The 25745-nt window shown below is 49.8% G+C and carries 22 protein-coding genes and 2 pseudogenes; 10 read left to right on the plus strand and 14 right to left on the minus strand.

The annotated features are described in order from the left end of the window. Positions 1-8: 8 nt before the first annotated feature. Positions 9-1676, minus strand: coding sequence for an acyl-CoA mutase large subunit family protein (locus tag KDW_RS12855; RefSeq protein ID WP_151756325.1), 1668 nt, complete (start codon positions 1674-1676; stop codon positions 9-11). 58 nt (positions 1677-1734) lie between these two features. Continuing rightward, positions 1735-2319, minus strand: coding sequence for an acyl-CoA carboxylase biotin carboxyl carrier protein subunit (locus tag KDW_RS12860; RefSeq protein ID WP_151756326.1), 585 nt, complete (start codon positions 2317-2319; stop codon positions 1735-1737). Between the two features lie 650 nt (positions 2320-2969). Here KDW_RS12860 and groES point away from each other — a divergent pair. Continuing rightward, positions 2970-3260 (plus strand): co-chaperone GroES, encoded by a 291-nt coding sequence (gene groES, locus KDW_RS12865; protein WP_151756327.1) that lies wholly within the window; start codon positions 2970-2972, stop codon positions 3258-3260. A gap of 92 nt (positions 3261-3352) precedes the next feature. Next, the gene (gene groL / locus KDW_RS12870) at positions 3353-4978 is read left to right on the plus strand and encodes a chaperonin GroEL (protein WP_151756328.1); all 1626 of its coding nucleotides are present in this window, start codon (positions 3353-3355) and stop codon (positions 4976-4978) included. 319 nt (positions 4979-5297) lie between these two features. Here groL and KDW_RS12875 read toward each other — a convergent pair whose 3' ends face one another. The 4 genes from KDW_RS12875 to KDW_RS12890 all read right to left on the minus strand — a co-directional run bounded on the left by KDW_RS12875 (position 5298) and on the right by KDW_RS12890 (position 7936). Beyond that, entirely contained in the window at positions 5298-6191 is an 894-nt protein-coding gene (locus tag KDW_RS12875) for a hypothetical protein (protein WP_151756329.1), read from the minus strand. 17 nt (positions 6192-6208) lie between these two features. After that, positions 6209-6463: a hypothetical protein gene (locus KDW_RS12880; protein ID WP_151756330.1), complete on the minus strand. Its 255-nt coding sequence runs from the start codon at positions 6461-6463 to the stop codon at positions 6209-6211. A 92-nt stretch (positions 6464-6555) separates the two neighbouring features. Then, complete coding sequence (locus KDW_RS12885) at positions 6556-6759, minus strand: hypothetical protein (RefSeq protein ID WP_151756331.1); 204 nt, start codon at positions 6757-6759, stop codon at positions 6556-6558. 370 nt (positions 6760-7129) lie between these two features. Then, positions 7130-7936, minus strand: a complete 807-nt coding sequence (locus KDW_RS12890) for a J domain-containing protein (RefSeq protein WP_151756332.1) — start codon at positions 7934-7936, stop codon at positions 7130-7132. Between the two features lie 192 nt (positions 7937-8128). Here KDW_RS12890 and KDW_RS31690 point away from each other — a divergent pair, with 192 nt between their 5' ends. Both KDW_RS31690 and KDW_RS12905 read left to right on the plus strand, forming a co-directional pair. Continuing rightward, positions 8129-8578, plus strand: coding sequence for a hypothetical protein (locus KDW_RS31690; protein ID WP_162005191.1), 450 nt, complete (start codon positions 8129-8131; stop codon positions 8576-8578). A gap of 78 nt (positions 8579-8656) precedes the next feature. Beyond that, positions 8657-9430 carry a GNAT family N-acetyltransferase gene (locus KDW_RS12905; protein WP_151756335.1) on the plus strand — a complete coding sequence of 258 codons (774 nt, stop codon included), beginning with the start codon at positions 8657-8659 and terminating at the stop codon, positions 9428-9430. A 21-nt stretch (positions 9431-9451) separates the two neighbouring features. Here KDW_RS12905 and KDW_RS12910 read toward each other — a convergent pair whose 3' ends face one another. Both KDW_RS12910 and KDW_RS12915 read right to left on the minus strand, forming a co-directional pair. Continuing rightward, a complete protein-coding gene (locus KDW_RS12910; protein WP_151756336.1) occupies positions 9452-10111 on the minus strand; it encodes a DNA-3-methyladenine glycosylase family protein in 660 nt (219 codons plus the stop codon). A gap of 103 nt (positions 10112-10214) precedes the next feature. Continuing rightward, positions 10215-10937, minus strand: a complete 723-nt coding sequence (locus KDW_RS12915) for a TetR/AcrR family transcriptional regulator (RefSeq protein ID WP_151756337.1) — start codon at positions 10935-10937, stop codon at positions 10215-10217. Positions 10938-11127: 190 nt separating this feature from the next. Between KDW_RS12915 and KDW_RS12920 the strand changes: the two are divergent. Continuing rightward, positions 11128-13256, plus strand: a pseudogene (locus tag KDW_RS12920) (thioredoxin domain-containing protein). A 71-nt stretch (positions 13257-13327) separates the two neighbouring features. Here the strand turns inward: KDW_RS12920 and KDW_RS12925 are convergent. Further along, complete coding sequence (locus KDW_RS12925; protein WP_151756338.1) at positions 13328-13987, minus strand: universal stress protein; 660 nt, start codon at positions 13985-13987, stop codon at positions 13328-13330. A gap of 508 nt (positions 13988-14495) precedes the next feature. On the opposite strand from KDW_RS12925, the gene KDW_RS12930 reads away from it, so the two are divergent. Both KDW_RS12930 and KDW_RS12935 read left to right on the plus strand, forming a co-directional pair. Further along, entirely contained in the window at positions 14496-15194 is a 699-nt protein-coding gene (locus tag KDW_RS12930; protein ID WP_151756339.1) for a sigma-70 RNA polymerase sigma factor region 4 domain-containing protein, read from the plus strand. 142 nt (positions 15195-15336) lie between these two features. Next, the gene (locus tag KDW_RS12935; RefSeq protein WP_151756340.1) at positions 15337-16149 is read left to right on the plus strand and encodes a hypothetical protein; all 813 of its coding nucleotides are present in this window, start codon (positions 15337-15339) and stop codon (positions 16147-16149) included. A 64-nt stretch (positions 16150-16213) separates the two neighbouring features. On the opposite strand, the pseudogene KDW_RS33815 reads toward KDW_RS12935, so the two are convergent. From KDW_RS33815 to KDW_RS12965, 5 genes and pseudogenes are all read right to left on the minus strand, one after another. Next, positions 16214-16519 (minus strand): annotated as a pseudogene (locus tag KDW_RS33815) (Dabb family protein). A 158-nt stretch (positions 16520-16677) separates the two neighbouring features. Continuing rightward, positions 16678-16977 (minus strand): GlsB/YeaQ/YmgE family stress response membrane protein, encoded by a 300-nt coding sequence (locus KDW_RS12950; RefSeq protein ID WP_151756343.1) that lies wholly within the window; start codon positions 16975-16977, stop codon positions 16678-16680. Positions 16978-17241: 264 nt separating this feature from the next. Then, positions 17242-18561 (minus strand): ABC transporter permease, encoded by a 1320-nt coding sequence (locus tag KDW_RS12955; RefSeq protein WP_151756344.1) that lies wholly within the window; start codon positions 18559-18561, stop codon positions 17242-17244. Then, positions 18558-19340 (minus strand): ABC transporter ATP-binding protein, encoded by a 783-nt coding sequence (locus KDW_RS12960; protein WP_198925256.1) that lies wholly within the window; start codon positions 19338-19340, stop codon positions 18558-18560. The genes KDW_RS12955 and KDW_RS12960 overlap by 4 nt, the downstream gene beginning before the upstream one ends. Continuing rightward, a complete protein-coding gene (locus KDW_RS12965; RefSeq protein ID WP_151756345.1) occupies positions 19337-20617 on the minus strand; it encodes an efflux RND transporter periplasmic adaptor subunit in 1281 nt (426 codons plus the stop codon). The genes KDW_RS12960 and KDW_RS12965 overlap by 4 nt, the downstream gene beginning before the upstream one ends. 305 nt (positions 20618-20922) lie before the next feature. On the opposite strand from KDW_RS12965, the gene KDW_RS12970 reads away from it, so the two are divergent. The 3 genes from KDW_RS12970 (at position 20923) to KDW_RS12980 (ending at position 25632) form a co-directional block, all read left to right on the plus strand. Continuing rightward, positions 20923-22263: an MFS transporter gene (locus KDW_RS12970; protein WP_151756346.1), complete on the plus strand. Its 1341-nt coding sequence runs from the start codon at positions 20923-20925 to the stop codon at positions 22261-22263. A 101-nt stretch (positions 22264-22364) separates the two neighbouring features. After that, a complete protein-coding gene (locus tag KDW_RS12975) occupies positions 22365-23027 on the plus strand; it encodes a histidine phosphatase family protein (RefSeq protein ID WP_162005194.1) in 663 nt (220 codons plus the stop codon). A 178-nt stretch (positions 23028-23205) separates the two neighbouring features. Further along, positions 23206-25632: a DUF4129 domain-containing transglutaminase family protein gene (locus tag KDW_RS12980; protein ID WP_151756348.1), complete on the plus strand. Its 2427-nt coding sequence runs from the start codon at positions 23206-23208 to the stop codon at positions 25630-25632. Positions 25633-25745: the final 113 nt, after the last annotated feature.

Raw genomic sequence — 25745 nt, forward strand, 5'->3', positions numbered from 1 at the left:
TACAATGACTACTCGATACTACGGAACTCTTGTTGTTCACCAAAGGTGTGACGCATGGTGTCACTGATTTCTCCCAGTGTGGCATACGCCTCAACGGCTTCAATGATCGCAGGCATCAGATTGCCGCTACCCCGGGCGGCCTGCTCTAACGCCTGGAGCTTCTGGGTTACCAGTGCATTGTCACGGCGCTGGCGCAGGTCCGTCAGCTTTTGGGACTGCTGAGCCTCAATCGCTGGATCGATAGCATGGGCGGCCAGGCGTTCATGTTCCTCTTGCTTGAAGCGATTGACGCCGACGACAATACTTTGTTCCTTTTCCAGTGAAAGCTGATAGGTATACGCCGCCTCCTCGATCTGGGACTGCATATAGCCGTGCTCAATGGCGCGGACACTTCCTCCCAGGGCATCGATCTGGCGGATATATTCCCAGGCGCTTTGCTCCAGGTCATTGGTGAGTTTTTCGACATAGTATGAGCCAGCTAATGGATCAACCACATCGGCAACGCCTGTCTCATACCCCAGGACCTGTTGTGTGCGCAGAGCCAGTCTGGCGGTCTCTTCTGTTGGCAGTGAGAGCGCCTCATCCTTGCTATTGGTATGCAGGGATTGGGTGCCGCCCAAAACCGCCGCCAGGGCCTGATAGGCTGTACGTACGATGTTGTTATCGGGTTGCTGGGCGGTCAGCGTTGAGCCAGCCGTCTGGGTGTGGAAGCGCAGCATCATGGAGCGTGGATCCTGAGCGTGAAATCGTTCACGCATAATATGGGCCCACATCCGTCTGGCTGCTCGGAACTTGGCTACCTCTTCAAACAGATTATTATGGCTGTTAAAGAAAAAGGAGAGCTGACCCGCAAAAGTATCCACATTGAGTCCAGCGGCAAGTGCCGCCTCGACATACGCAATCGCGTTGGATAAGGTAAAAGCAATCTCCTGGGCCGCCGTGGCACCTGCCTCGCGGATATGATAGCCGCTAATACTGATGGTATTCCACTGGGGCAAATGCTCCGAACAATAGCTAAATATATCCGTAATGATGCGCATTGAATGTTCCGGCGGATAAATATATGTTCCGCGCGCGATATACTCTTTGAGCAAATCATTCTGGATGGTGCCTGAGAGTTTGCGAATATCTGCACCCTGTTTTTTCGCCACTGCGATATACAGAGCTAACAGGATACTCGCGGTGGCATTAATCGTCATTGATGTACTGATGCGCTCAAGTGGTAGACCCTGGAGCAGGATCTCCATATCTTCCAGGCTTGAGATCGAGACACCGACTCGGCCAACTTCACCTTCAGAGAAAGGATGATCCGCATCGTATCCCATCTGGGTCGGGAGATCAAAGGCAACCGAGAGACCGGTTGTGCCTTGAGATAAGAGGTAGTGGTAACGGCGGTTTGATTCTTCCGCGGTCGCGAATCCGGCGTACTGGCGCATTGTCCACAGTCGTGAACGATACATACCCGGACGCACCCCACGCGTGAAAGGAAACTCTCCAGGATAGCCGAGTTGCGTCTGTGCATCCCAGTTAGCGAGATCTTCGGCACTAACCAGATCAGGAACTTCAATGTGCGAGCTTGTCTCAAATGTAGCTTTGCGCGCCGTTGTTTTGTCCGCAAGCTTGCGCGCAGTCGTCTTCTGCCATTCTTCGGCACTTTTACTGACATGTATATCCATGGACGCCATGCTCCTCCTATGATGCCAGGGCAATTATAACATATTCATAAATGTTTACTTAGGAGGGCTGTTCTCCTTCAACCAGTACCAGCAATTGTCCCAGTTCGACGGTTTGGCCTTTATTAACTTTCAGCTCTTTCACGGTTCCTGCGATCGGAGAAGACAGGTCGTTTTCCATCTTCATGGCTTCGAGGACGACAACCGTTTGACCGGCGCTCACTGTGTCACCGGGCTGTACCAGCGTATTGACCACCAGACCGGGCATAGGAGCTTGAATCCTGGCCGCATTGCTCAACTGACCACGGCGCACGGTTCCGGCAAGCAGGCGTGTCCGTTCATCTTCAATAGCCACCAGAAAGTACTGGCCAGCCAGTTGAATTTCGTAGGTCTGGCTGCTTCCCTCATCCTCTTGCACGATGCGACGCGCAAACACTTCATAGGATTGGCCGTTGACGAGCAAGCTATAGCGTCCACCTTCGGCTGGCTGTTCGTTGTTAGCACTGGTCAGAGAGGCAATCTGGTGCCAGTCTGGGGTTTGCTCTATACCATCCACCGTCACCATGGTCCTGGTGTCATGTTTCTGGATTGCGAGGCGATAATCTTGATTCTTAATGGTTGCGGTATACGTTGTAGTATTTGACATAGCGATTTACCTTCTGCTCTGAAAGTCATCTCTCAACAGATGCGCACGGGGTCATTGTATCATGTTTGTTACAGTGAGGCGAGACAAAGCTATTTCGGGACAGGTCTGGCAATTTCTAACATTCCTCTAACACTTTTCCTATGCGTATCTAACAATTGCTGTGGCATACTCTTATGCAGAGAAAAGAAAAAAGCAGCATCTAAGATATTGCAGATGCGACTGCGAACAGTTGTATGATTGAAGATGTTCCAGGCATCGGCCCTCAATTGGGAGCCGATGTGTTCCATTGTGTCAGGACTTCTGCAAGGCTACAACAAAGGTATTATCATGAAGAGACACGAGGATTTCACAGACGCTTACAATACAGGCAGTGATCACAAACAGAACGAATGCGCTCATGAGGTTTTTGACAATGGGCAGAAGCCGCCACGTTGTGCGAACTGTGAGATTGATATCCTCTGGTCCCCGGTGATAGTACAGGGTCAAACCTATTGTTGCACTGGTTGTGCGAATGGGGGCCCTTGCTGTTGTGACTATTCGCAGTATCGCTCAGTAAATATCTCAGGTGTGATTCACTATGGTCCAGACGAAGAGGCACTTAGGAAGTCTTCGGACTGATAAAGCTTCATTGTTGAAAGGAAGTGTACATCGTGGCTAAAATTCGTCCAGTTGGAGATCGCGTGGTTGTAAAACCAGCGGCAAAAGAAGAAGTAACAAAAAGCGGTATCGTTATTCCAGACACTGCCAAAGAGAAGCCCCAGGAAGGGGTTGTTATCGCAGTTGGCAATGGCCGTTTGTTGGATAATGGCGACCGTGCTGCTATAGATATTCACGAGGGTGACCGCGTTCTGTTCGCTAAATACGGCGGTACTGAGTTCAAATTGGAAGGCGAAGAGTATCTGGTTCTTAAAGAGTCTGATATTCTGGCTATCGTAGGCTAGTCATCCCTGGCATTGCGCATTGTGTGGGCAGAAGCGTTTGTTCTGCTGCCACCATCGCATGTCTGAGATAGTGTAGGAGAAGGAAGATAACTATGGCTAAACAGCTCGTATTTGACGAAGAGGCCCGTCGTTCGCTTAAACGCGGTATTGATATCCTCGCTGGCGCTGTAAAGACCACTCTGGGACCTAAGGGCCGCAACGTTGCACTGGATAAAAAATTCGGTGCTCCTAACGTAACCCATGATGGTGTCACTGTTGCCAAAGAGATTCAGCTTGAGGATCCATTCGAGAACATGGGTGCCCAGCTCCTTAAAGAAGCTGCCACCAAGACCAATGATGTCGCTGGTGATGGTACCACCACCGCCACAGTTCTGGCGCAGTCGATCGTCAACGAGGGCCTGAAAAATCTGGCCGCCGGTGCCAATCCAATGCAGCTGAAACTGGGTATCGACAAAGGTACCGAGGCGATTGTTTCTTACATTCGCGAACTGGCTGTACCGGTCGAAGGCAAGAAAGAAATTGCCCAGATCGCCTCGATCTCTGCCGCTGACGAGCAGATCGGTGAGTTGATCGCTGAAGTCATGGATCGTGTCGGTAAAGATGGCGTCATCACCGTCGAAGAGTCCCGTGGCATCAACTTCGAGACCGAGTATGTCGAAGGTATGCAGATCGACAAAGGTTACATCTCTCCTTATTTCGTCACCAATTCGGAGAAAATGGAAGCCACCCTTGAGAATCCTTACATCCTGATCACCGACAAGAAGATCAGCGCCATTCAGGATATCCTGCCAGTGGTTGAGAAGGTTGTACAGCAGGGTCGCCGCGAGATGGTGATCATTGCTGAGGATGTCGATGGTGAGGCTCTGGCTACCCTGGTTGTTAACAAACTGCGTGGTATCCTCAACGTCCTGGCTGTTAAAGCTCCTGGCTTCGGCGATCGCCGTAAAGAGATGCTGCGCGACATCGCTACCCTGACCGGTGGTGAAGTCATCAGCGAAGAGATGGGCCGCCGTCTGGATAGCGCAACTCTGGAAGACCTGGGTACCGCTCGTATGGTGACCTCCCACAAAGAGGATACCATCATCATCGAGGGCCGTGGCGAAGCTGAAGAGATTCAGGCTCGCATCCGCCAGATCAAAGCCCAGATCGATGATACCACCAGCGATTACGACCGTGAGAAGCTCCAGGAGCGCCTGGCCAAGCTGTCCGGTGGTGTGGCTGTTATCAAAGTCGGTGCTGGCACCGAAGTTGAGCTGAAATATCGCCAGACCCGTGTTGAGGATGCTCTGTCCGCAACCCGCGCTGGTGTTGAAGAGGGCATGGTCCCTGGTGGTGGCGTTGCTCTCCTGACTGCTGTCGAAGCCCTGGACAACCTGGGTCTGCAAGGCGATGCCGCAACTGGTATAACCATCCTGCGTCGCGCACTTGAAGAGCCAATCCGCCAGCTGGCCGAGAATGGTGGCCGCGACGGTTCCGTCATAGTCGAAGGTATCCGCCGTGCTCAGAAAGAGCAGAACAACAAGCACATTGGTTACAACGTTCTGACCGATACCTATGGCGACATGTTCGAATTTGGTATCGCTGATCCTGCCAAAGTGACCCGCTCTGCCCTGCAGAACGCTGCCAGTATCGCCGCCATGATCCTGACCACCGAGGCCCTGATCACAGATCTGCCCGAGAAGAATCAGCCAGCTGCCCCGGCAGTTCCTGAATACTAGTCCCGGCTCAGACCAACCAGCATACTAAACCAGCCCCCCATGTAATAAATACATGGGGGCTGATCTTTGTTTAGAGGGTGGCCGAAAATCACTTCCATGCGCCACTGTGTCGATAGCTTTTCGCGCCTGGGGCGCTCAAAAATTTTAGTAGGTGGTGAAAAACACTGCGCGACACGCAGTGTTTTTCACCACCTACTAAAAGAAGTATGGGCACTTTAGTGTCCGAGTGCGGCGGCTCACGATACTCCAGATCAGCATGAATCTCAGACTTATTCTGATAAATCCTGCACTGTGGGAGTATCTCTTGATGGCTATACAACTATGAGAGAAAGTGGACCGAGTTAAGCATAGGGGTAAGATATTTTGTCAGTGCAGCTTGATAGATACTATCTGGCACAATAAAGTAAATCACATAGTAGCTCTGACTATGTTTATCAGAGATGGTCGTGAAATGCAATTTGTTGTTTTGCCCATCCAAAATTGTTGCTTCTTTCTGGACCCACTGCTCGCCAGCAATCGTTGGCCTGGCATTATTCGCTTCCACCTCTTTCACCTGATGAAAGTCTTGAAGCTTGCTTAATTGTTGGATATTCGCTTGATTTAATGCTTCCGCACTGGCAATCTGTCCTGTGACAGCGGTGGCTAAATGGGCAATTGAGAAGGCGATACCCATCTCTTTTTGGGTGATCGAGAGCGATGCAGAACTATCGGCCATTTGAGGCGGGCTGGCATTCCAATCGGCTGGATACTGGACGGATACGTTGAGCTTGCCATCTTTTGCGGTTTTAAACGAGGTAGGATCTGGCAAGGAAGTATTGGGTTCCTGAGGGGCGGTTGTAGGCTGGGCGCTTGTATCGAGTGGAGTGGTCTGATTGGTATTCGTTGATAACTGGCCATGGCTGGAGAGTACGGCAAACGTAGCCAGGGCTCCGATCAGTGGTGTCAGCACCAGTACCGCAATGATGCCAATTCTCCTGCGACGCTGCTGATTATTTTTTGTATCATTGCCTGGTGGCATGCGGGAAGCCGCTGGTGCGTATGCCGCTGCTTCAGCCATAGCGGGTAACTGTGCAGGCACACGCGTAGGCCAGGGGGGAGCGTCTGGTGGGAGATATGAGAATGTTGCTGCTTGTCTCTCGTAGGTATTGCTTCCACATTGTGGACAGATGGTCGTTGTTCCGGGAAGTTCAGTTGAGCATTGAGAACATTTCATAGCCACACTCCCAGTTCTTATTCTGTATGTATTAAATGACAGTCAAAACGTACAACCCCACTCTGGCGCTCAGTGACAACTTTTATCACTTCTAACTTGATAGGCTCCCCAATAGCAATCGCGATGTCTGTTTCGTCCAGTACCCGACATTCAAAATGTCGTTCGGTATCAATCAGATCCGCAATCACACAACGTACATAGTTATGTTCTTCACCCTGGAAAATAGTATGCAATCCTGGTTCTTTGCTGATCAGTGTACCTTCTCTAATCACGGCTCGTACTCCTCTACATGTTATGCTATCGACACCTGACGCTTTAAAAATATGCTTATGCAAAAGATTGGCGAACGCTGGTCGGACAAGTGTTATTGCCAGATTTGAATGGTGCCATCGGTGAGTGCAACGATCAACTGCTCATCCGCAAAGGTCAGGGCGCTGATCTGCCAGGGATGATAGAATTTTTGGGCAATCTGCCCTGTGGTGATGGACCAGAGATCGATGACGCCTTCATTGACCTCACTATCCTCGCGCGCAACAGCCAGCCATTGGGCTGTGGCTGAGATGGCCATACGTGCGCTGCTCCCCATAGTTCCGCTGGCGAATTCACTATACGTGCCATTGATGGTATCGCAGAGCCGGATCTTATCACGGTCATAGACAAAAGCCAGTAATGAGGCATCGGGGTTGCTACATAGGGACCGGCACAGTCTTCACAGCGTCCCATTAAGATAGAGGACTCGATCTGGGTGGTGGGACTGCCGAGCCGACTTCTGGCATGCAGGTTCCAGCGGCGGATAATCGCCATCTGCTCTGGCTCATGTGGAGTCTGGCCACAGGAGAGCGTCACTAATGTCCGCGTGTCCTGCGAAAGCACACGGGCGCGTATGGCCCAGAAGTTGCGCTTTTCGGTTGTTTCTTCGGTACACACAACTGGATTTGTTAAAGCTGTGGCGGGCGCACCCATCTCATGGCTGACAACATCCGTACTACGAACTCCCAGAAGCGTGGGGCGTGTGTATCTTCAGCCAGGTGAGGTAAGGCCATACGAGCAATGCGTTTCCCTTCGGAGGTGACCTGCAAGCTGACATCCAATGAATAGTGGTTCGAGACTGCTCGTTCCACTAAAGGATAACTCCAGAGGAGCTTGCCTGTATACGCATCCCACATATGCATGCCCAGGCGATTCCAGCCAGCCAGCAGCGAGCCAGCCTGGGATAAACGCAACTCGCGCAACGCTTCAATCGTTAAAGCAGGATCACTGGTAAATGTTGTTATTTCTTTCGCTTCAGCATTGGTGACTTGCCAGAGTGTGCCCTTACCATCGAATGAACCAGCGGCTAACTGAAGTCCTTGCACATTGCGCCGAGCGGATAAAGACGAAGTGACTCCATGTGTTGTTTTAATGACCACGCCTGCATGTAGCGGTCCACGAGTGCTGAAGGTATGGAGTCCTGAAAATTCTACATCCTCTGGATCCTCTGGCGTATGTGGCTGTGGGCGAGGCCGTGTAAAGCGGCGGCGCACATCTACCACCCCACCCAGAATACTATCGTACTGCTCACGTTTCTCAGCGTCACTGAGCACAGCGTAGGCCCGATTGATCCGCTTCATCTCCACTGCTCCCTCCGGACCAGCCAGGTCTGGATGGAAACGTCGCGCGAGTTGGCGATATGCTCGTTTAATTGTATCTATATCTGCATCCGCGGGCACTCCCAGGATGGCATAATAATTTTCTGGTGTATCCATCTTTTTTATCGCGTCATCTATAATAGGCCAGCAAATCGTCTCCATATAGTAGAGTCTGCCAGCACAAACAACCTGCCTGCACGTTCTGGTTTTTTGCTACACTTCCTCCGATTTTATCACATTCCACTGTCGTACCGGCAGCGCTGGTCGCTAATACTTTTCGGTTAGCGAGACGTTGAGAGAGGGTTCGACGTGACCAGCAAGCCATGTGTACGTGGAGAGGGCGCCACACGCGGAGGCCGCACTGCTGCGTTTGCGCAGGCCAGCGTGCAAGCACGACTTCGCAGTGCTGTGGCGCCTACAGGGATCGTGTGGATCCTCCCCGTACCTTCTCGGAGAGGATCACGAAACAGGATCCGTCGCGGTGTAGGCGCCACAGGCATGCGATGCTCGTTGAGCCCCTCGCTCCACCATCACGCCGCATGCCGGCCTCCGCGTGTGGCGCCCTCTCCACGTACTATTTTTATGGCCACAAAAGCGCTGCAACGAAAAATATTGGCGCTGGTCGCTGCAACCTGTCGACGTCCAAACACGTCCCTGGGAGCGATGACCCCTTGCTTGCTTGAACGCCAGGTGACCGCAGCGACCAGCGCTGCCAGTACGTTAGAATACCCCCCATACGTTCACTGGTCCAGACACTAATAAGCAATAGCAGAACTATGGCGTGATAGAATAAAAGACTGTGTAGTTAAATATATATATATATATAAAAGGAGCCGCATGCTTTCACCGAACAGTCTCCAGGAATACTTGCGTTTCCAGGCCCGGCAGCATCATCAAGCAGTTCCCGTTGATTCATTTACATTTTTCCTGCATACCACTGATAGCAGTGAAGAAGCCAACTATGCTATCCCAGATGCATCTGGAGACAGTAACGATTGGTCTGATAAGCTGAGGAAATTACAACATTGCTTCAGTGAATATACTCGAAAGCCTTGCTTGCAGTTTGTCGCAGAAGCATTTCCGCACCTCTCTTCTGCGCTACTCTCCTCGGGCTGGTCCCAGGTTAAGCAATCACAGATTATGATCTGTACATCTGAAACCTATCGACCCGCTCGTATTGTTCCAGGACTGGAGATGACAACCCTTTCACTAGTATCTTCTGTGCAGGAGATTTGTGAGGGGCTTGATACCAACGCGCTGGGGTTCGATCCACAGGCGGAACGAGCAACTGTACAGGACGCTGAGGCATTTCGGCAGGATCTCAGCCGCAGTCCAGCGTTCACTGCTTATCTCCAGCAGCAACCTGTTGCGGCAGGTATGTTTACTGCTATTCACCAGGGGGTCACGGAACTGGTTGGCATTACCACGGTGGCGCAATTTCGTCAGCAAGGAATTGCCACCGCCTTGACCGCCTATATGACGCAAGTAGCCTTTAGCCAGGGAGCCACACTGGTCTTCCTGATCGCAGCTAATGAGCAAGCTGGCCGCGTTTATGAACGTGTGGGTTTTCGTCCCTATGCCAGATGGGAGCGATATACATTAGTTGTTTAATTTATCTTGCCTGCTAGCTTGTTATAGCGAGACGATTCGTGTCCGTGGGCGGTCGTTTTTTACATCTATACGGCGGATCGCCCACATATACCAGGTTGCAAAGGTGCGATAAGGACGCCATAATTCACCGCGTTCCAGAGCCTCTTTTCTGGTTGGACGCTCAGATAGCTGATAGGCAAAGCGTATGCCCTCGAGTAGACCCAGATCGTCTACTGGGAACACATCCGGGCGCACCAGTACAAATATCAGACACATTTCAGCTGTCCAGCGTCCGATGCCTTTGACTTCGGTGAGTTGACGGATGATCTCTTCATCATCGAGTTCAAAAAGTTTCTCTAATTGTAGTTGACCGCTGGAAACGTGTTCAACAAGGTTAAGGATATAGCGAGCCTTGGGGGTAGATAATCCTAAGGTACGCAATTGATCGAAGTCAAAAGGAAGAAGATTTTCAGGAGTGACTTTGCCATCAGGCATAGCCGCACAGACACGCGCCATAATCGCATCGGCCGCTTTAACAGAAATCTGCTGTGAAATGATGGCATCGACCAATGCATTAAATATATCTGGATCAGGTTGCAGGTTGCATGGTCCAACGCGCTCAATCACCCCTTTCATAACAGGATCAATATCACGTAAATAAGAGGTTGCCGTGGCGATAACATCCGTAAATGAGGTTTGCATTGATCTCACAATTCTTTCTTCCACGTGTACTGTACATTAACCTATGCCGGTAGTATAGAGAGGATAAGAACATTTGTCCAGTATACTCTGGCCGTAACGCTTTTCAGTGATCCTTTGTTTCCTTTTCTAGATATGTTTGTGCTGATGTTATCATTGCATCAAAGAGCTGTTTTGCTTCCTGTTGATCGTGGGCATCGGGTTTACGTAGCTCAAGCGTGCGGCTTACACTTTCGGCAGCCATCGTTGCCCTTTGCTCGATCGGGAGTTGATAATCCTCAGGCAAAAACTGATCTACCATCAGAAATCCAATGCACATGGCTTCGAGCATATGCACCAGTGTCTTGAGGGGAATGTCCGAGCGAATCAAGCCCTGTTGCTGTAGATAGCTCAGATAGGCGTAAAAGCCATCGATCAGCTGTTTGAAATCCTCCTCCTTGAGATAGGTATGCACCAGATCGCCCAGCATATCGCTGTCCCGGAGCATAACGGCTCGGGTGAGATTGTTGCGTAGTGCGGACAACATTGAGTGTTTGATCATGTTATAGAGGGTCACTCCTTCGGGCTCGGCCTCCATGGCCTGTTGAACCTTCTGAGCCTCTACAATCTTTTCGCGTAGCAATAGAGCCGTAAACAGTTCTTCTTTATTTTTCCAATGCAGGTAGATCGTACCTTTTGCGACCCCGGCCTGTCTGGCAATATCATCGACGGTGGTTTTTTTGTAGCCCCAGCGCTGCAGCAGTTCAGATGCGGCATCCAGAATGCGATTGGCCCGGCTTTGCTGCTTATCCTGCTCTACTTCCTGTCCCTCTCCATATTTTTCTGTCATGTTTCCTCCTTCTTTTTTGTATGACCATTTGAATGATTATGGTCACATGGTTTTAAAAAGATACTATCCTGCTGGCCTGCTAAACGTCAAGGGGAGTTGTGTCAGTCTGAGATAGCGTTTCGCATTCAGTAGTTCGTGTCGTACAATGGACAATGGTGCGATTATGTTTGATTCCGCAGGAGTTATTTGTATGAGTGAGAGTCAAGAGTCTAACAAGCATACTAACCGTCTCAGTCATGAGACGAGTCCATATTTGTTACAACATGCCCACAATCCAGTTGATTGGTATCCCTGGGGGATGAAGCCTTTGAGAAAGCCCGGCAGGAAGATAAGCCGGTATTGTTGAGCGTGGGCTATTCGGCCTGCCATTGGTGCCATGTGATGGAGCGCGAGTCATTTGAGAATGAGCAGATCGCGGCACTGATGAATATGCATTTTGTTTCGATTAAAGTTGATCGCGAAGAGCGCCCCGATATTGACGCTATTTATATGCAGGCGGTGCAGGCTATGACTGGCCAGGGTGGCTGGCCGATGACGATGTTTTTGATGCCGGATGGACGTCCCTTCTATGGTGGTACCTATTTTCCGCCGCAGGACCGCCGCTATGGACAGCAGGTTATGCCTGGTTTTCCACGGGTCTTGATGAGTATTGCGGATGCCTTTGCCCATCAGCGTGCGGAACTAGAAGAGCAAGCGACCCAGGTTGCCGATCATTTGAAGCAGCGTAGTGGCATGGTTGCGCAGACTGGAAGGGGCGCGATCGAGCCGCCGGTACAGGCAACGCTATTGACTGCTGAAAAGCACATTATTGAAGATTTTGATGCCAGATCTGGTGGCTTTGGGGCTGCTCCCAAATTTCCAAACACAATGGCGCTGGAGTTTCTCCTGCGGATGCATCTTCACCATCAGGCGGAAGCTGCAAACACAGTATCAGAGCAGTCGGATCCGTCGGCCTTAGAGGTGGTGGAAACCTCCTTGCAGCGCATGGCGGCCGGTGGTATCTATGATCAGTTGGGTGGTGGCTTCCATCGCTATTCGGTGGATGAGAAGTGGCTGGTACCACATTTTGAGAAGATGCTCTATGATAATGCTCTGCTCAGCCAGGTCTATCTGCATGCCTATCTGGTTACAGGAAATGAGCTGTATCGCCGTGTCGTAGAAGAGACCCTGGACTATGTGGTGCGCGAAATGACCTCGCCAGAGGGCGGTTTTTATTCCACTCAGGATGCGGATAGTGAGGGCGAGGAAGGCAAGTTCTTCCTCTGGTCGCAGGCTGAGATTGAGCATGCCTTAGATCCACAGGATGCCTCGATCTTTATGGCCTATTATGGGGTGAACCGCCATGGGAATTTTGAAGGCCGCACCATTTTAAATCGTGTCCAGGATGATCTGGTGGCCGCCCAGAAAGCCGGTCTCAGTGTTCCTGTTCTGCATGAGCAATTGCGACGTAACCGTGACACGCTCTTCCGCCTGCGCGAGCAACGGGTAAAACCAGCCAGGGATGAAAAGGTGTTGACCTCGTGGAATGGCTTGATGCTGCGCAGTTTTGCCGAGGCGGCGCGCTATCTTAAACGCGCGGATTATCTGCAAGTGGCACAAAAAAATGCGGCCTTCCTGCTGGATACCCTCAGGCATGATGGGCGCCTCCTGCGCACCTTTAAAGATGGACGCGCCAGACTACGCGGCTACTTAGAGGATTATGCTTTTCTGGCTGATGGATTGCTGGCGCTTTATGAGGCCAGTTTTGAACTGCGCTGGTTTAATGAGGCACGAGCTTTGATGGATCAGGCGATTGGCTTATTTGCTGATGAGCAAGGTGGCTTCTTTGATACAGGTAGCGACCATGAAGCCTTGATCAGTCGTCCGAAAGATGTGATGGATAATGCGACTCCGGCAGGCAATAGTGTGGCCGTAGGGGTGCTCTTGCGTCTGGCAGCTTTAACCGGCGAGAGCGCTTATCGCCAGCGGGCCGATGAATATATTGCGCCACAACTCGACATCATGGTCCAGCATCCTCTGGCTTTTGGTCAGGTATTGTGTGCAGCAGATTTTGCACTCTCGGCAGTGAAAGAACTGGCCATCCTGGGCGATCCTGCGCAGGCTGACACGCAAACTCTGTTGGATGTTATCAATGCTCGGTATCTCCCGAATAGCGTCCTGGCAAGCGCCCGAGCTGAGGACACACAGGTTAGCCAGGCGATTGCTTTGCTGGCGGATAGACCACTGAAAGATCAACATGCGACAGCGTATGTCTGTCAGAATTTTGCCTGCCAGGCGCCTGTAACTACTCCTGCGGCTCTGGCGCCACTATTGTCGTAAGCCAGTTTGCTAGTCATTTATGTAATGCGCCTCGCCCTGGATTTCGCGGCGGCAAAGTAGTCCTTTGTTCGCTAATTGATCCAGGGCTTTTGCTGCTGCTTGTCTTTCCCGTGGACCAATAGAATGCTTTTGGGGAGGGGAAAGAGGGTGGTAACTTCTTGAGCGGTCAAAACAGTGAGTGAGCGATCCTGCTGGCTGAGATATTGTTTGATGGCCTGTTCATAGCAGGAAACAAGTTGACTATCTACCATGGCCGGAGGGGGATTGATCACCATGACCGGACAGGTGGCGAGTTGTAACACTCGGCGCGAAATACTGCCCAGAAACATGCGGCGCAAACGTTGTTGCCAACCTACTCCTCTACTTCCCACCACAATTAAATTACTCTGGCGTTCACAAGCTACTTTGATCAGTTCCTCGGCTGGTGAACCCGTACGTGTGATCAACTCAATCTGTTTAATATCAAATCCCCGTTGTTGCAAAACCTCGCAGGCTCTGTTCAGTACCTCTTCGGCTTGTTTACGTTGATCGGCTGTGGGGGGAATAAACGCATAATGCTCAGTAAAATGGCCTGGATATTCTGTGATCACGTGTGTATTGGTAATCACATGGACGAGGAAAAAAGAAAACGTGGCAGGATCGTGCCCAAACAGCTCGCAGACCGCGTGTATGGCACTCTGAGTTACTGAAGAATAGTTGGCATCAATCCCTAGCAAAATGCGCTTGTTCATCGTAACGCCACCACCTTTTTGTGTGACGGTTCACTTTTTTACTGTTGAGTACTCCATTGTATCAAGCGCGCTTTAACGGTACTCTTAAGTATGTAAACATTATACCTTCTTTCAAAAAAAGAGGCAAGAAATGGGACGAATGACATACGACTTCATTGTGAAAGTTATCTATACTGATCAAAGAGGATGAGCTACGTTCAAGCTTAGCGTTGAAAGTAAGTGAAAAACATATTTAGCTGGCTTTTGTGTCGTATATAAGATTACACATATTAAAATATGCAAATACAGGCACATGATCTTTAGCCAGAAAGAACAGTTGTAGTTATCTGGATCCCTTGTTTTTAGTAGTAGCAAAGCACTAACGCGGGTCCAGAGGTTAAAAAGTAGATTTTTCATACGGTTGACGTAGCATTTGATAAAGTTCAGCAATTCGCGTCTACTAAGATAGCAAAAAAATAAAAGATGTACCATGTTTAAGTTGAAGCTGTAAGGGGAATGGTATACTATAATGAGCATTGAGATAGAAAAGCCACTTGAAGAAATGACTTTGGAGACCCTGGCGGAATGCTGTGTACGTGAGTTGAGCAAGTATCGTCGTAAAGAGTCCTGTGATGATCGTTATTGCCTGGAGATTTTCCGCCGTGCGGTCAAACTTCGTAATAATGAAGCATGGATCGTCTTACAGCGGCTGTTTAGCGATAATGTACGCATGTGGCTGGGTGGTCATTCACATCGTGAATTGGCCCTGCGCTATGAAGCTGAGCAGACCTATGTCGACGATGCCTTCCGGCGTTTCTGGCAGGCCGTGAGCGATCAGGCACTATCATTCTCAACGATCGCCAGTGCCTTGAGCTACTTAAGGCTTTGTCTGCATTGTGCCATTATGGATACCTTGAGAGCCTTTGCACGCGCAAATGTAGAGCGTATGCCTGACTATGGTCACCCTGACGAGCCTCAGGTAGAGGATCGTTATCATGAAAACGAGCTCTGGGAAACCATCAAAAGCATTCTGCCTGGAGAGCGTGAACAACGCGTTGCCTATTTACACTTTCACTGTAACCTGAAGCCGCGCGAGATCATTCGCTATTGTCCCGGTGAGTTTCAAGGTGAAGAAGAGATCTACCGTCTCAAGCGTAACATCATGGAACGTATCCTGCGTAATGCCGATAAAATCCGTTGGAAGTTGGATGGGGGCATGTCTGCCTGATGGCGCCATGCTCCCTTTTCAATCCAGACTGAAAAATCTGTTGTCCTAAAAACAGAAATAGCAGCGTTTTATATAGTGAAAGAATAAATTGTTTGAAAGAAAGCAATTAAATGAATATAACTTATATGAAGGACCTGGAACCATGGAATGTCCTTGTTTAGGTGCACCTAAGGACGAAGAACTCTTACGTTATGCTCTTGATGGAGACGCACTGCCAGTAATGGCCCAAAAACATCTGGAAGAATGCCAGATTTGCCAACAACGACTGACAACCTATACCGATGCTAATAAATTTCTTATCGGGCAGCTTTATCGTTATCAATGTCCAGATTTAACTTTATTGAGCGAATATTGTATTGGAACTTTGCCTGTCCATGATCATTTGCAGATAGAACTACACCTTAAATCTTGTCCCTTGTGTGCCTCGGATGTGGCTGAAGCACGGCAGTTTTTAACGCCACCAGTTGATCTGTTAGACCAGAAACTCAGCTCTCCTTTTGCTGATGCCCCCCTGGATTCCCTGCAGTTAGTACATTGGCGCGCCCCGGTTACCGTTTGGCATAAGAAAACGCAAGCGGCCCATGTCAATCCCTCTCATTATCAGACTGATATGGTCGCGCTTTCCTTAGAGGCCAGATCTGACTGCCAGAGTGGAATTCTACTCAAGCTCACTTTATCTTTAGTATCTGAGGCAGAAGGCCCGATCCTATTTGATGGCACCAGAGTAGAACTTTATCATGCTGTGCCCATCCTGACCGGGGATCAACAATTAAATGAGATACTTCCCTATATAGAGCTCTTACCAAAGCATATGCTCAAGCCAGTTTTTTCGGCTCAAGCTGATACAAGCGGGCAGATTACATTTCACTCTATACCGGTGGGCGAGTATCTTATGATTGTCTATCTACCTGAAACTGCGATCGTTATTGAGAGGCTGTATATAGAAGAGCGCTAAGTAGAATAGCAGAACTGGAGCCAGGTTCATAAAAGGCTCCCGGCTCTGCTATCCCCCAGGATTTTTATTGGGCCAGATTGAATTCGATCAGGTTATCGCACAGACTCATAATCTCTTTTGCTACTACAAGATGCGCTGGATGCGGAAGATAATCTTTCAAATGTTGCATACTTTCGAAGTGCATGACCATTCCATACTGATACCCCTGGGTATGTTAAGAGAGATTTTCGCCACCATGCACATCCTGAATACCAGGAATAATATCTTTCAGGGCCTGGGTCTGTTTGAGCACTGTTTCTATCTGCTCTTTTGATGTTTCGGCTTTAGGCTGTAACAATACAACGTGTGTAACCATCGTGCAATCCTCCATGTTACTTCTATCCTGTTTTTTTACATTCTTGTTTATCACGTTTGAGCGCCAGCATTTTTAGACAAAGAAAACGTCAGGATCACTGTGAATCCTGACGCTTTTGTTGGTGTGATGGCTCATCATATTCTTTGTTGAAAAGATTAGCACATGGTTTTTGCTTAGTGGCGGCGCCCACCTGAGAGCAGTTGTAAGATGGCGACAAAGATGGCGGCTCCGATAAAGGAGATGAAAATGCTGCCACAGAAGTGAAATGTACCCAGGTCTAATGCGCTTGCCAGAATACTTCCAATGACAGAACCTACCAGACCAACAATGATATTGCCAATACAACCGTAACCTCTGCCACGTACAACCGTACCGGCCAGAGCGCCCGCGATCAAACCTACCAATAACCAGGCAATCAGATTTCCTGGCTGCAATATCTCTGTGATATGTATAGAATGAATAGTAAAGTTCATTTTCTACTTTCCTCCTGTCCCAGGTGAAATGTGCTTCAAAAGCAGAGCGTATAAAAATTTGCAGATGAGTGCAGAATAAAGAGCCAGACGCCATAAGAAGAGGCGCGTATGCTCATCCTGTGCTCTATACGTAAAAATAAGACCAGGGTTACAGGTAAGGCCGTAGCGGAAGATGAGTTCTTCGCTATGCAAATAGGTCCAGATCCAGTTTATCGTTGTTGATAACCGGGCCTGGACCTATTAATCTGGCATACGTTGTCGCTTTTATTCTGTACGTAACGCGTTAATGGGATCCATCCGGGCGGCGCGTTGAGCGGGATAGAAACCAAAGACGATCCCGACAATGGCCGCGAAAGCAAAGGAAAGTAAAATCGCTAAGGGATCCAGGACCAGTGGTTGGGCGGTGGCTATGGAACTGATAAACGCTCCCAGCACTCCCAGCAGAATACCCACGATACCACCCAGGGCGCTGAGAATCAGGGCCTCGATCAGGAACTGGGCCATGACATCGCGTGGATAGGCTCCCAGGGCAATTCTAATACCGATTTCGCGTGTTCGTTCCGTGACGGAGACCAGCATGATATTCATAATACCGATACCACCGACGATCAGCGAGATAGCGGCCACGCTGATCAGGAGAATCGTCAGGGACTCAGAGGCGGTCTGTACCGTCTGTAAGAGTTGTCCTTGATTCTGAATGGTAAACTCGGTTGGATCATGGCGACCCTGCAAGAACTGCTGAATATTTGCCTGTACATCCGTGACGTTCTGACCCTGACTGACCAGTACGGTGATCGCGAGGGCGCGTTGATTACCGCCCAGGCGATTCTTCGCCGTGCTGAATGGAATAAAAATCGTGTCGTCGGCATTGGTGGCGCCATTTGCCCCTTTTGTTGCCAGCACACCGACAACGGTAAAGGTGGAATTACCAATGCGAATCTGCCGTCCTAATGGATCAATGCCTTGCGCGGTAAATAAATTATCCACCACGGTCTGACCCAGGACTGCTACCGAGGCGTTGCTTTGCTCGTCCGCGCTGGTGAAAAAGTTGCCTTCCTGCATTTGCCAGCTACCCACTTGTTGATAGTCGGGATAGACGCCCTGGATGCTGGTGGACCAGTTTTGGTTTTGATAGATGACCTGACCATTGACATTGACGGTCGGGCTGACTGCGGCAATGCCTGGAATCTGCGTGGCGAGATCGTCGGCATCGCTCTGTGTCAATATTTGTTGGGTGCCCGCCCCCTGTCTCACCCCACCTGTATTGGCGCTCCCACCGCGGATATTTAACTGGTTAGGATTGAGCGTTGAGAGTCTTCCATTAATCGTCGCGGCATTGCCCTCACTGGTTGCAACCATCATGATGACGGCCGCGACACCGATGATGATACCCAGAGAAGTCAGGAGCGAGCGGAGTTTATTGGCTCGCAGCGCTTCGATCGCACTGATCAGGCTCTGGGAAATAGCATAACCGCCACGCCCTCGTTTGCGCTGCTCAGGCTTTAACGGGGGCATCAAGGGCTGAAATTGTGGCGCAGCCCGGGCAGGAAGCTCTTGCTGATTTTGCTGGTTTGAAATGCTCATGGCTGTACCTGTTCTGCTTTTGTATCCGCTGAAAGTTGTGCCCTGGCACTTAATGGCTGCTCGTTTATCTGATCATCCACCACCCGTCCATCGCGAAAAACGACTTTGCGTTTGCAGTGGTTCGCGATATCCTGTTCATGCGTAACCAGTATGACCGTCATGCCACGAGCATTGAGTTCCTGCATGATGCGCATGATCTCCTGGCTGGTGTGCGAGTCCAGGTTACCAGTCGGCTCATCGGCCAGGATCAGCGAAGGCGATGTCACCAGGGCGCGTGCAATCGCAACGCGCTGCTGCTGTCCGCCTGATAATTCCATTGGTCGATGTCCTGCGCGTGGGCCGAGATTGACCAGAGCCAGCGCGCGCCTGGCGCGTTCTTGTCGCTCTTCCTTTGAGATACCAGCATAGACCAGAGGTAATTCTACATTCGCCTGGGCCGTCATCCAGCGTAGAAGATTAAAGCTCTGGAAGATAAAACCAATTTTCTGGTTGCGCACATCTGCCAACTCGGTATTGCTCATCTGACCGACCGAGACACCATCCAGTACATATTCACCATGGCTGGGTTTATCCAGACAGCCCAGGATATTCATAAAGGTGGATTTGCCAGAACCTGATGGACCCATGATGGCGACAAATTCCCCATGTTTGACCTCTAGATTTAGTCCTCGTAGCGCTGGAACCACATTCGTGCCCATGGTATAGTATTTGTCCATGCCGCGTATCTGGATACGCGGCTTCGTTTCAGTCTGGTTTTCCTGTACTTGAGGAGTCATCATTGACCACGTCCTCCACCACCGTTGCTGCCACCGAAGCCACCGCCACCACTGCCATTACCACCACCGCCGTTGCCGCCACCGAAGCCACCGCCACCACCGTTGCGACCACCACCGAAGCCACCGCCGAAGAGGCCATTTCCACGTTGCTGGCCTGTTGTGCCTGTATTTTGTGCACTGCCGCCGGTTGCATTTGTCACGACCTGATCGCCTTCATTCAGACCCGAAAGGATCTGGGTGAATTGTCCATTGGTCAGGCCTGTGGTCACTGCAACAGGTGTTAAGACGTTATTTTGTAGGACCAGCACAATACCCGGTTTGCCTGTACCTGATGGCGTGGTCGTAGTGCCACTACCGCCTTGTTGACCTCCATTGTTGCGAAGTCCTCGCATGGCAGCGCGGCTGAGATAGCCATTTTGTAGCGCCGTAGTTGGAAAGGTCAGGGCTGCGGCCGGAACACGCAATACATTATCCTGCTGAGCCGTGGTGATGTTTACCGTTGCCGTCATGGCAGGCAAAAGGTGGATATTGTTGAGTGAGCTCATCGTAACATTGAGCGTGACGGGATAGGTAACCACCCCGGAACTGGTTTGTCCGATGATGCTCATGGATGCAATCGTGGCCTGAAAAGTATTATTTGGATAGGCTGCTACCGTAAACTGGGCTGATTGTCCGGTTTTGACGTTGCCAATATCGGACTCGTTGACCTGCGCAACGATTTGCAGCGCACTGGTATCTGTCAGCACGATAAAGGGGCTGGATGTTCCGGTGCCGTTGCTGCTATTATTATTGCCCGAACCTACCGCTGTTCCGACATAACCGTTGATCGCTGCCACAGTGGCGGCGGCCGGGGCTGTCAATGTTGTCGCAGCAGTGTTATTATTGGGTTGTGAATTGGTAGGAGTGATCGTGGCCAACTGCTGACCGGCTTTAACCTGATCGCCAACTTTGACATTGATCTGATTGACCTGACCGCTGGTATTGAAATTCAAATTATAAGTGGCTTTGGCCTGTACCGGGCCAGTAGCGGAAATTTGCTGAGAAATAGTACCGGTGGTTACCGTGGCCTGAGTATAGCTTATGGTGGGTTGGTGACCAGAACGCCAGTAGAAAAAGCCACCTGCGGCGAGGGCGATGATCAGTAAAATAATCAGCACCGTTATTAACGTTTTGGGGCGTTTTTTCTTTGCGTTTTTTTGGGCCTCGGCAAAGGTAAAATTACTTTCCTCGTCTGTTTCTTCGAAGAGAGGTTGGGGATAAATTTCTACGTTTTCAGCCATTGTTCTTCCTTAATTCAACTGAATGCTGACATACGATATCTGGTGTGCATAAAATCTCAGGAATTTCTATTTAATACCATGACTTCGTATCGATCGATACATAAATGTTTTCGAGGTTATAGTAGCATTCATAACTCAAGAAAAATCGTAAAATTTGTAAAGAAATAGAGCTTATAAATGTAAAAAATGTATGAAGTAGTTGTTATTTGAGACTCTGTAACTGTCCTTTTGTGCATTGTTGGAAATGGCAGGGCATGATAGCCTGGAGTTTAGTACTGTGATTGTTAATTAGGAGTTGGTTTGTTATGTCCTCGGTTACTGATCCCTCGATGCCATCTATTACTGATCAAGATGCGCCTGAAAAACGGCAAGGGCCCTCACGTTTTTTTGATTTACCACGAAATGTTTATATCTTACTAATTTTTACACTGGGTAAAGGCTTCCAACTAAGTATCGCCAATTTGGTCTTAAATTATTACGTCCATAGTCTGGGTTTTAAGCCAGATTTTATTGGTATCTTTAGTGCGATGTCGGCTATTGGCGCACTGATCGGGGCCGTACCTATCGGTATACTGGCTGATCGTTGGGGGCGTAAACCAGTCCTGTTATTAACCTCAGTGCTTTCTCCATTATTTCTCTCTTTGCTGGCGCTGGCAACGGCTGCGCCCTGGTTGATTATACTGAATTTGATCCAGGGCCTGGTCTCGACCGCTTACTGGGTGACGAACCTGCCTCTGCTCTCTGAGAGCACGACCGAAAAACAACGTGTTGGTGTGCTGGCCTTAAATAGTTTTTTATTGCTCGGCATTGGTTCACTGGGAAATTTGCTTGGTGGCTCAATTCCAGAGTTTGTGGCAGGACTGCTTCACGTATCTGCTGCCAGTACTGTACCGCTGCGCTGGGGAGTCTTTACCGCATCTTTATTTACCTTTGTCTTTGGACTCCCTCTGTGGTTTCTGCAAAAACGTGCACCCAACCAATCGACTGAAACCAGCACCCAGATCACAGATGCTGAGGGTAGCGGTGCTGTGACAGTAACTGCGGCAAAAAAGAGATCTACGTCCACCCGAGAGCCAATCCCGGTTGCCTTATTTGCCAAATTGCTGCTACCAGACCTGCTTTTTACCATGGGTGAAGGAGCGGTGGTAGCCCTGATTCAGGTCTACTTTGTGTTACGCTTTAGCCTCTTACCCGGTCCACTGGGAATCATCTTTACCATTTCAGGCCTGGCGGGCGGTTTTTTCTCCCTTACGGCTCCCCTGTTTGTTAATCGCTGGGGCAAATTACGCATCATCACCACGGTACAATATATCAGTGCCCCCTTAATGGTCCTGATCGGACTGGCACCAACGCTGCCACTGGCCATCACCGGTGAGTATGCCCGTTCATTTTTGCGCACACTGATCGAGCCTGTCTATGCCGCCTTTGAGATGGAGCAGGTCTCACCCAGACTACGTGGCACCCTGGCTGGATTCTACTCGGTCACCTGGAGCCTCGGCTTTAGCTTTGGTCCCACCATAGCTGGTTGGCTTCAGACCAACGTCAACCTGACCATGTCCTTTGTGTTTGGTGGTTGCTGTCTGTTAGTGGCCCCCACACTCTTGCTCCTCTTCTTCGGCAAGAAAAGAGCATTACAAACTGCCTGAGTGCGTATGGTGAGTGCTTGTCTGGTGTAAAATAAAACAAGCAGATGCATGTTATCGATGTTTTCCAGTTGTGTGGTCTATGCGCTGAAAAGAGGAGAGTTATGAGTATGGTGGTTGCTCCTACCCGTTTGCTGGTGATACGCCATGGTGAAACCCTGGCCAATCGGGAATTTCGCTATATTGGTATGCGCGATGATCACCTATCGGAACGCGGTATAACTCAGGCCCAGCAACTGGCTCAGACACTGGAGCCATTACATATCTCCGCCATCTATAGTAGTCCGTTGCAGCGCGCAATGCAGACGGCGCAAGCGATTGCGGAGCGTCAGCAACTGGCTGTCCAGCCTCTGGATGCTTTGCGTGAAGGCAACTTTGGCCGCTGGGAAGGGCTCAGCCGGACCGAAGTAATGGAGCGTAGCGTAGAGGATGCCCGATTGTTGCGGGCATGGGAGCAAGATCCGACCCTGGCTCCTCCTGATGGCGAAAGCTTTATGCTGGTTCAGCAGCGAGTGGTGGCCGAGGTTATGCGGTTGGTGCAACAGCATCCGGGACAGACACTGGTGCTGGTTTCACACGTTGGTCCGATTAAAGTTCTACTCTGTCATGCCTTACAGGCTCCCCTTACCTCACTTCTCCGCATCTTTCTCGATCCAGCTACTATCAGTGTGATTGATTGGAAAAAAGAGCCGCTGGTGCGTTTAATCAATAGTCATGCCCATCCAGGGTGGGAAGAAGCACGCTGGTTACAGACTGACAACTTTTAACGAAAATGAAATGTATTGAAATAGAGAAATGTGCAGCACTTTTATTACGGATATTCATGGATTTATGTCTATTTATATGAATATTTGGTCCTAAATGTGTGACAGAACACTGTTTTCGTACGACATTCAAGGTATACTAGATAATCTAGTGGTCTGTCGTCGTATAGAGGAGTAGTTGATGCATTCGAGTCTCATTGATAGCCAGCAGCGTGTTCCAGAGCAAAAAGGCATAAAGCAGCAACCAGGTGGGCCTGACCAATTTTCAGGTTATTCAGCAGCACCACCATCCATGGCTTATCCGCCTCAGCATAAGGTTTCTCCTTTGATGACTGCGATTAGACTCTGTACGCCGCAGGAAGGCTGGCTGGCGTTTGTGTTACTGGCTATTATGCTCTATTGCGTGGTGGCTGTGATTGTGAGCGCGGGCTGGGTGCATGTTGGCGCATTTCTCTATATATCTCCTATTGTTGGTTTATTCATTGGTCTGCTGGTTGCCAAACTTCCATATATGCCACAGGCCCTGCTTCATCTTCTGGCCTGTCTGTTGGGGCATGTGCTGGCTATCTGGATTACCAGTACCTATGCCTTTCACGTGCCCCCTTCTGTGGTTCTGGGAGGACTACAGGTGGCTTTTACCGGACACATGGCTGAGGAATCTCTCCAGACCAGTGAGATGGTGTTTTTCTTTTATCTTTCCTTCCTCTGTTTCTTTCTGGGTTATTTTGGTAGCTGGTTGATCTATCGGGCGCGCTTACCCTGGTTAGTAGGATTAGTCTATTGCTCTATTATGCTTGTTAACCTGAATTATGTGTTGAGCAATTATAATTATTTACTACTGGTGATGCTGGGAGCCCTGGTGCTCTTGATTGCGCGCATAGAGTTAGCGTCACGTCTGGTGCAGTGGAGTAGTGAGGGTCTCTATACTGATCGTGACTGGTTGCGCAAGATTACTGCCCGCTGTATGCAAGTTGCCTGCCTGATTATGCTCCTGGCTCTACCGCTGGGCTGGCTTTTGCCGATCCAGGATCAGCCCGCGAGTGGGAAGGTGTTCTGGGATCGAATTAACGCTACCTGGAATGCTGCTGTGACTGGCAATCTCTCCTGGCAGACGCTCCATTCTATCACTACCTCAAATTCGAATACCACGAATTATTTTGGCAACCAACTAACGATCTCAAGCAGTGTCCACCTACCAGATGGTGAAGTCCTTTTTTATACCAGTTCGGATCAGAAGTCTCACTATTTAGAGAGTGTGGCCTTTAACCACTTTAGTGATAATACCTGGACAAATTCAAGCAATGGTTTTTCAGGAACGCAATATCCAGCCAATATGCGCCTGCCGCAGGATATTGACCAGGATCCGAACGATATTGTGAATACCACGGTTACGATGACGCAGGCGATCAATGGTTCAAAGAATTATGTCTTTGCTCCAGCCCAACCATTGCAATTTAATATGCCAACCCAGGTTTATAATAGTGGTGGTCGAGGTGTCAGTACGATGACAGCATGGACACAACTACAGCCATTAAGCGCAAAATCAAAATATTCTGTGACCTCTGCCCTGACACCACAAAATAAGATTACAGATGTACCCTTGCCGCAGGATAATAGCGCGTTCTGGCAGGCTGACCGCTACTATTACTGGTTGAATGTTCTCTATTTAGAGCAACCACAAAATCGCTCGGCAAAAGTAGAAGCCACCACCAGAGCCTGGACGCAAGGAGCGACCAATGCCTATGATGCCCTCAAGCGTATTGAATCCCATTTGAACGATTCGCGTACGTTTACCTATTCAGTGGATAATCCTGCCATCCCTCCTGGTAAGGATATCGCTGATGTCTTGTTAGATACGCATACAGGATACTGTACGTATTATGCCAGTGCCATGGCGATAATGGGTCGTGTTTTAAATATTCCAACGCGTTTAGTCACCGGCTTTAGCTCCGGCAAATATGATGCCACCCGTAAGGGCTGGTCCGTCTCGGGTAGCGATGCGCATAGCTGGGTTCAGGCCTATTTCCCTGGTAATGGTTGGATAGATTTTGATCCGACGCCAGGTTTTTCCCCCCAATCACAGACCGCGGCAAAAACTGCTCTTCCCACGGTGACTCCTACCAAAGTTGCCAGTGTGACCCCAACGCCAAAGGCGCAACCCACTAAAACCGCGCAACAAGCGTCACAGAAACAACAATCTACGCCACCACCAGATCATACCGATATGCTGACCTCATCAGTCATATGGATCTCACTGGGCATCTTATTGTGCGCGATAATCTTTTTTGTAAGTACCATTGTGATCAAGCGACGCCGGGAGTATGAGGTCAGTGTATCAAGATTTTTCTGGCGCGCCTGTCGCGTGGCTGCCTGGGCTGGATTAGGACCAAAGTCCTGGCAGACTCCATATGAATATGCAACCATGTTGAGCCAGCATCTAGAGCGTAAAGAGCCAGCACTCTGGCATCTGACGGACCTCTTTGTCCGCGAGCGCTGGGGGGCGCCACAGCAGGTTCCTCAGGAGCAGGATGCGGTTACTATTGAGCGCACATGGCCGTCTTTGCGTTCTATGTTGGTGCGCTTGTTTTTCTTGCGAAAAAAGAAATAGTGTAAAAAGATATATAGTTATCTACGGATGCATCAATGATCGTTACTAGCATTTAGCACCTTTCGTTTTCTATTTATGAATGGATAGAAAAACTGTGTCGGGTTGTTGGGGAG

The organism is Dictyobacter vulcani (assembly GCF_008974265.1).
GTDB classification, from domain to species: Bacteria; Chloroflexota; Ktedonobacteria; order Ktedonobacterales; family Ktedonobacteraceae; genus Dictyobacter; species Dictyobacter vulcani.

Excerpts from the sequence above, each read along its gene's own strand:
- KDW_RS12975 (WP_162005194.1), top strand. The coding sequence starts at position 22,365 with ATGAGTATGGTGGTTGCTCCTACCCGTTTGCTGGTGATACGCCATGGT.
- KDW_RS12860 (WP_151756326.1), bottom strand. The coding sequence starts at position 2,319 with ATGTCAAATACTACAACGTATACCGCAACCATTAAGAATCAAGATTAT.
- groL (WP_151756328.1), top strand. The coding sequence starts at position 3,353 with ATGGCTAAACAGCTCGTATTTGACGAAGAGGCCCGTCGTTCGCTTAAA.
- KDW_RS12930 (WP_151756339.1), top strand. The coding sequence starts at position 14,496 with ATGAGCATTGAGATAGAAAAGCCACTTGAAGAAATGACTTTGGAGACC.
- KDW_RS12950 (WP_151756343.1), bottom strand. The coding sequence starts at position 16,977 with ATGAACTTTACTATTCATTCTATACATATCACAGAGATATTGCAGCCA.
- KDW_RS12890 (WP_151756332.1), bottom strand. The coding sequence starts at position 7,936 with ATGGATACACCAGAAAATTATTATGCCATCCTGGGAGTGCCCGCGGAT.
- KDW_RS12970 (WP_151756346.1), top strand. The coding sequence starts at position 20,923 with ATGTCCTCGGTTACTGATCCCTCGATGCCATCTATTACTGATCAAGAT.
- KDW_RS12935 (WP_151756340.1), top strand. The coding sequence starts at position 15,337 with ATGGAATGTCCTTGTTTAGGTGCACCTAAGGACGAAGAACTCTTACGT.
- KDW_RS12965 (WP_151756345.1), bottom strand. The coding sequence starts at position 20,617 with ATGGCTGAAAACGTAGAAATTTATCCCCAACCTCTCTTCGAAGAAACA.
- KDW_RS12955 (WP_151756344.1), bottom strand. The coding sequence starts at position 18,561 with ATGAGCATTTCAAACCAGCAAAATCAGCAAGAGCTTCCTGCCCGGGCT.
- KDW_RS12915 (WP_151756337.1), bottom strand. The coding sequence starts at position 10,937 with ATGACAGAAAAATATGGAGAGGGACAGGAAGTAGAGCAGGATAAGCAG.
- KDW_RS12960 (WP_198925256.1), bottom strand. The coding sequence starts at position 19,340 with ATGATGACTCCTCAAGTACAGGAAAACCAGACTGAAACGAAGCCGCGT.
- KDW_RS12925 (WP_151756338.1), bottom strand. The coding sequence starts at position 13,987 with ATGAACAAGCGCATTTTGCTAGGGATTGATGCCAACTATTCTTCAGTA.
- KDW_RS12855 (WP_151756325.1), bottom strand. The coding sequence starts at position 1,676 with ATGGATATACATGTCAGTAAAAGTGCCGAAGAATGGCAGAAGACGACT.
- KDW_RS12910 (WP_151756336.1), bottom strand. The coding sequence starts at position 10,111 with ATGCAAACCTCATTTACGGATGTTATCGCCACGGCAACCTCTTATTTA.
- KDW_RS12905 (WP_151756335.1), top strand. The coding sequence starts at position 8,657 with ATGCTTTCACCGAACAGTCTCCAGGAATACTTGCGTTTCCAGGCCCGG.
- KDW_RS12885 (WP_151756331.1), bottom strand. The coding sequence starts at position 6,759 with ATGGCCATCTCAGCCACAGCCCAATGGCTGGCTGTTGCGCGCGAGGAT.
- KDW_RS12875 (WP_151756329.1), bottom strand. The coding sequence starts at position 6,191 with ATGAAATGTTCTCAATGCTCAACTGAACTTCCCGGAACAACGACCATC.
- KDW_RS12980 (WP_151756348.1), top strand. The coding sequence starts at position 23,206 with ATGCATTCGAGTCTCATTGATAGCCAGCAGCGTGTTCCAGAGCAAAAA.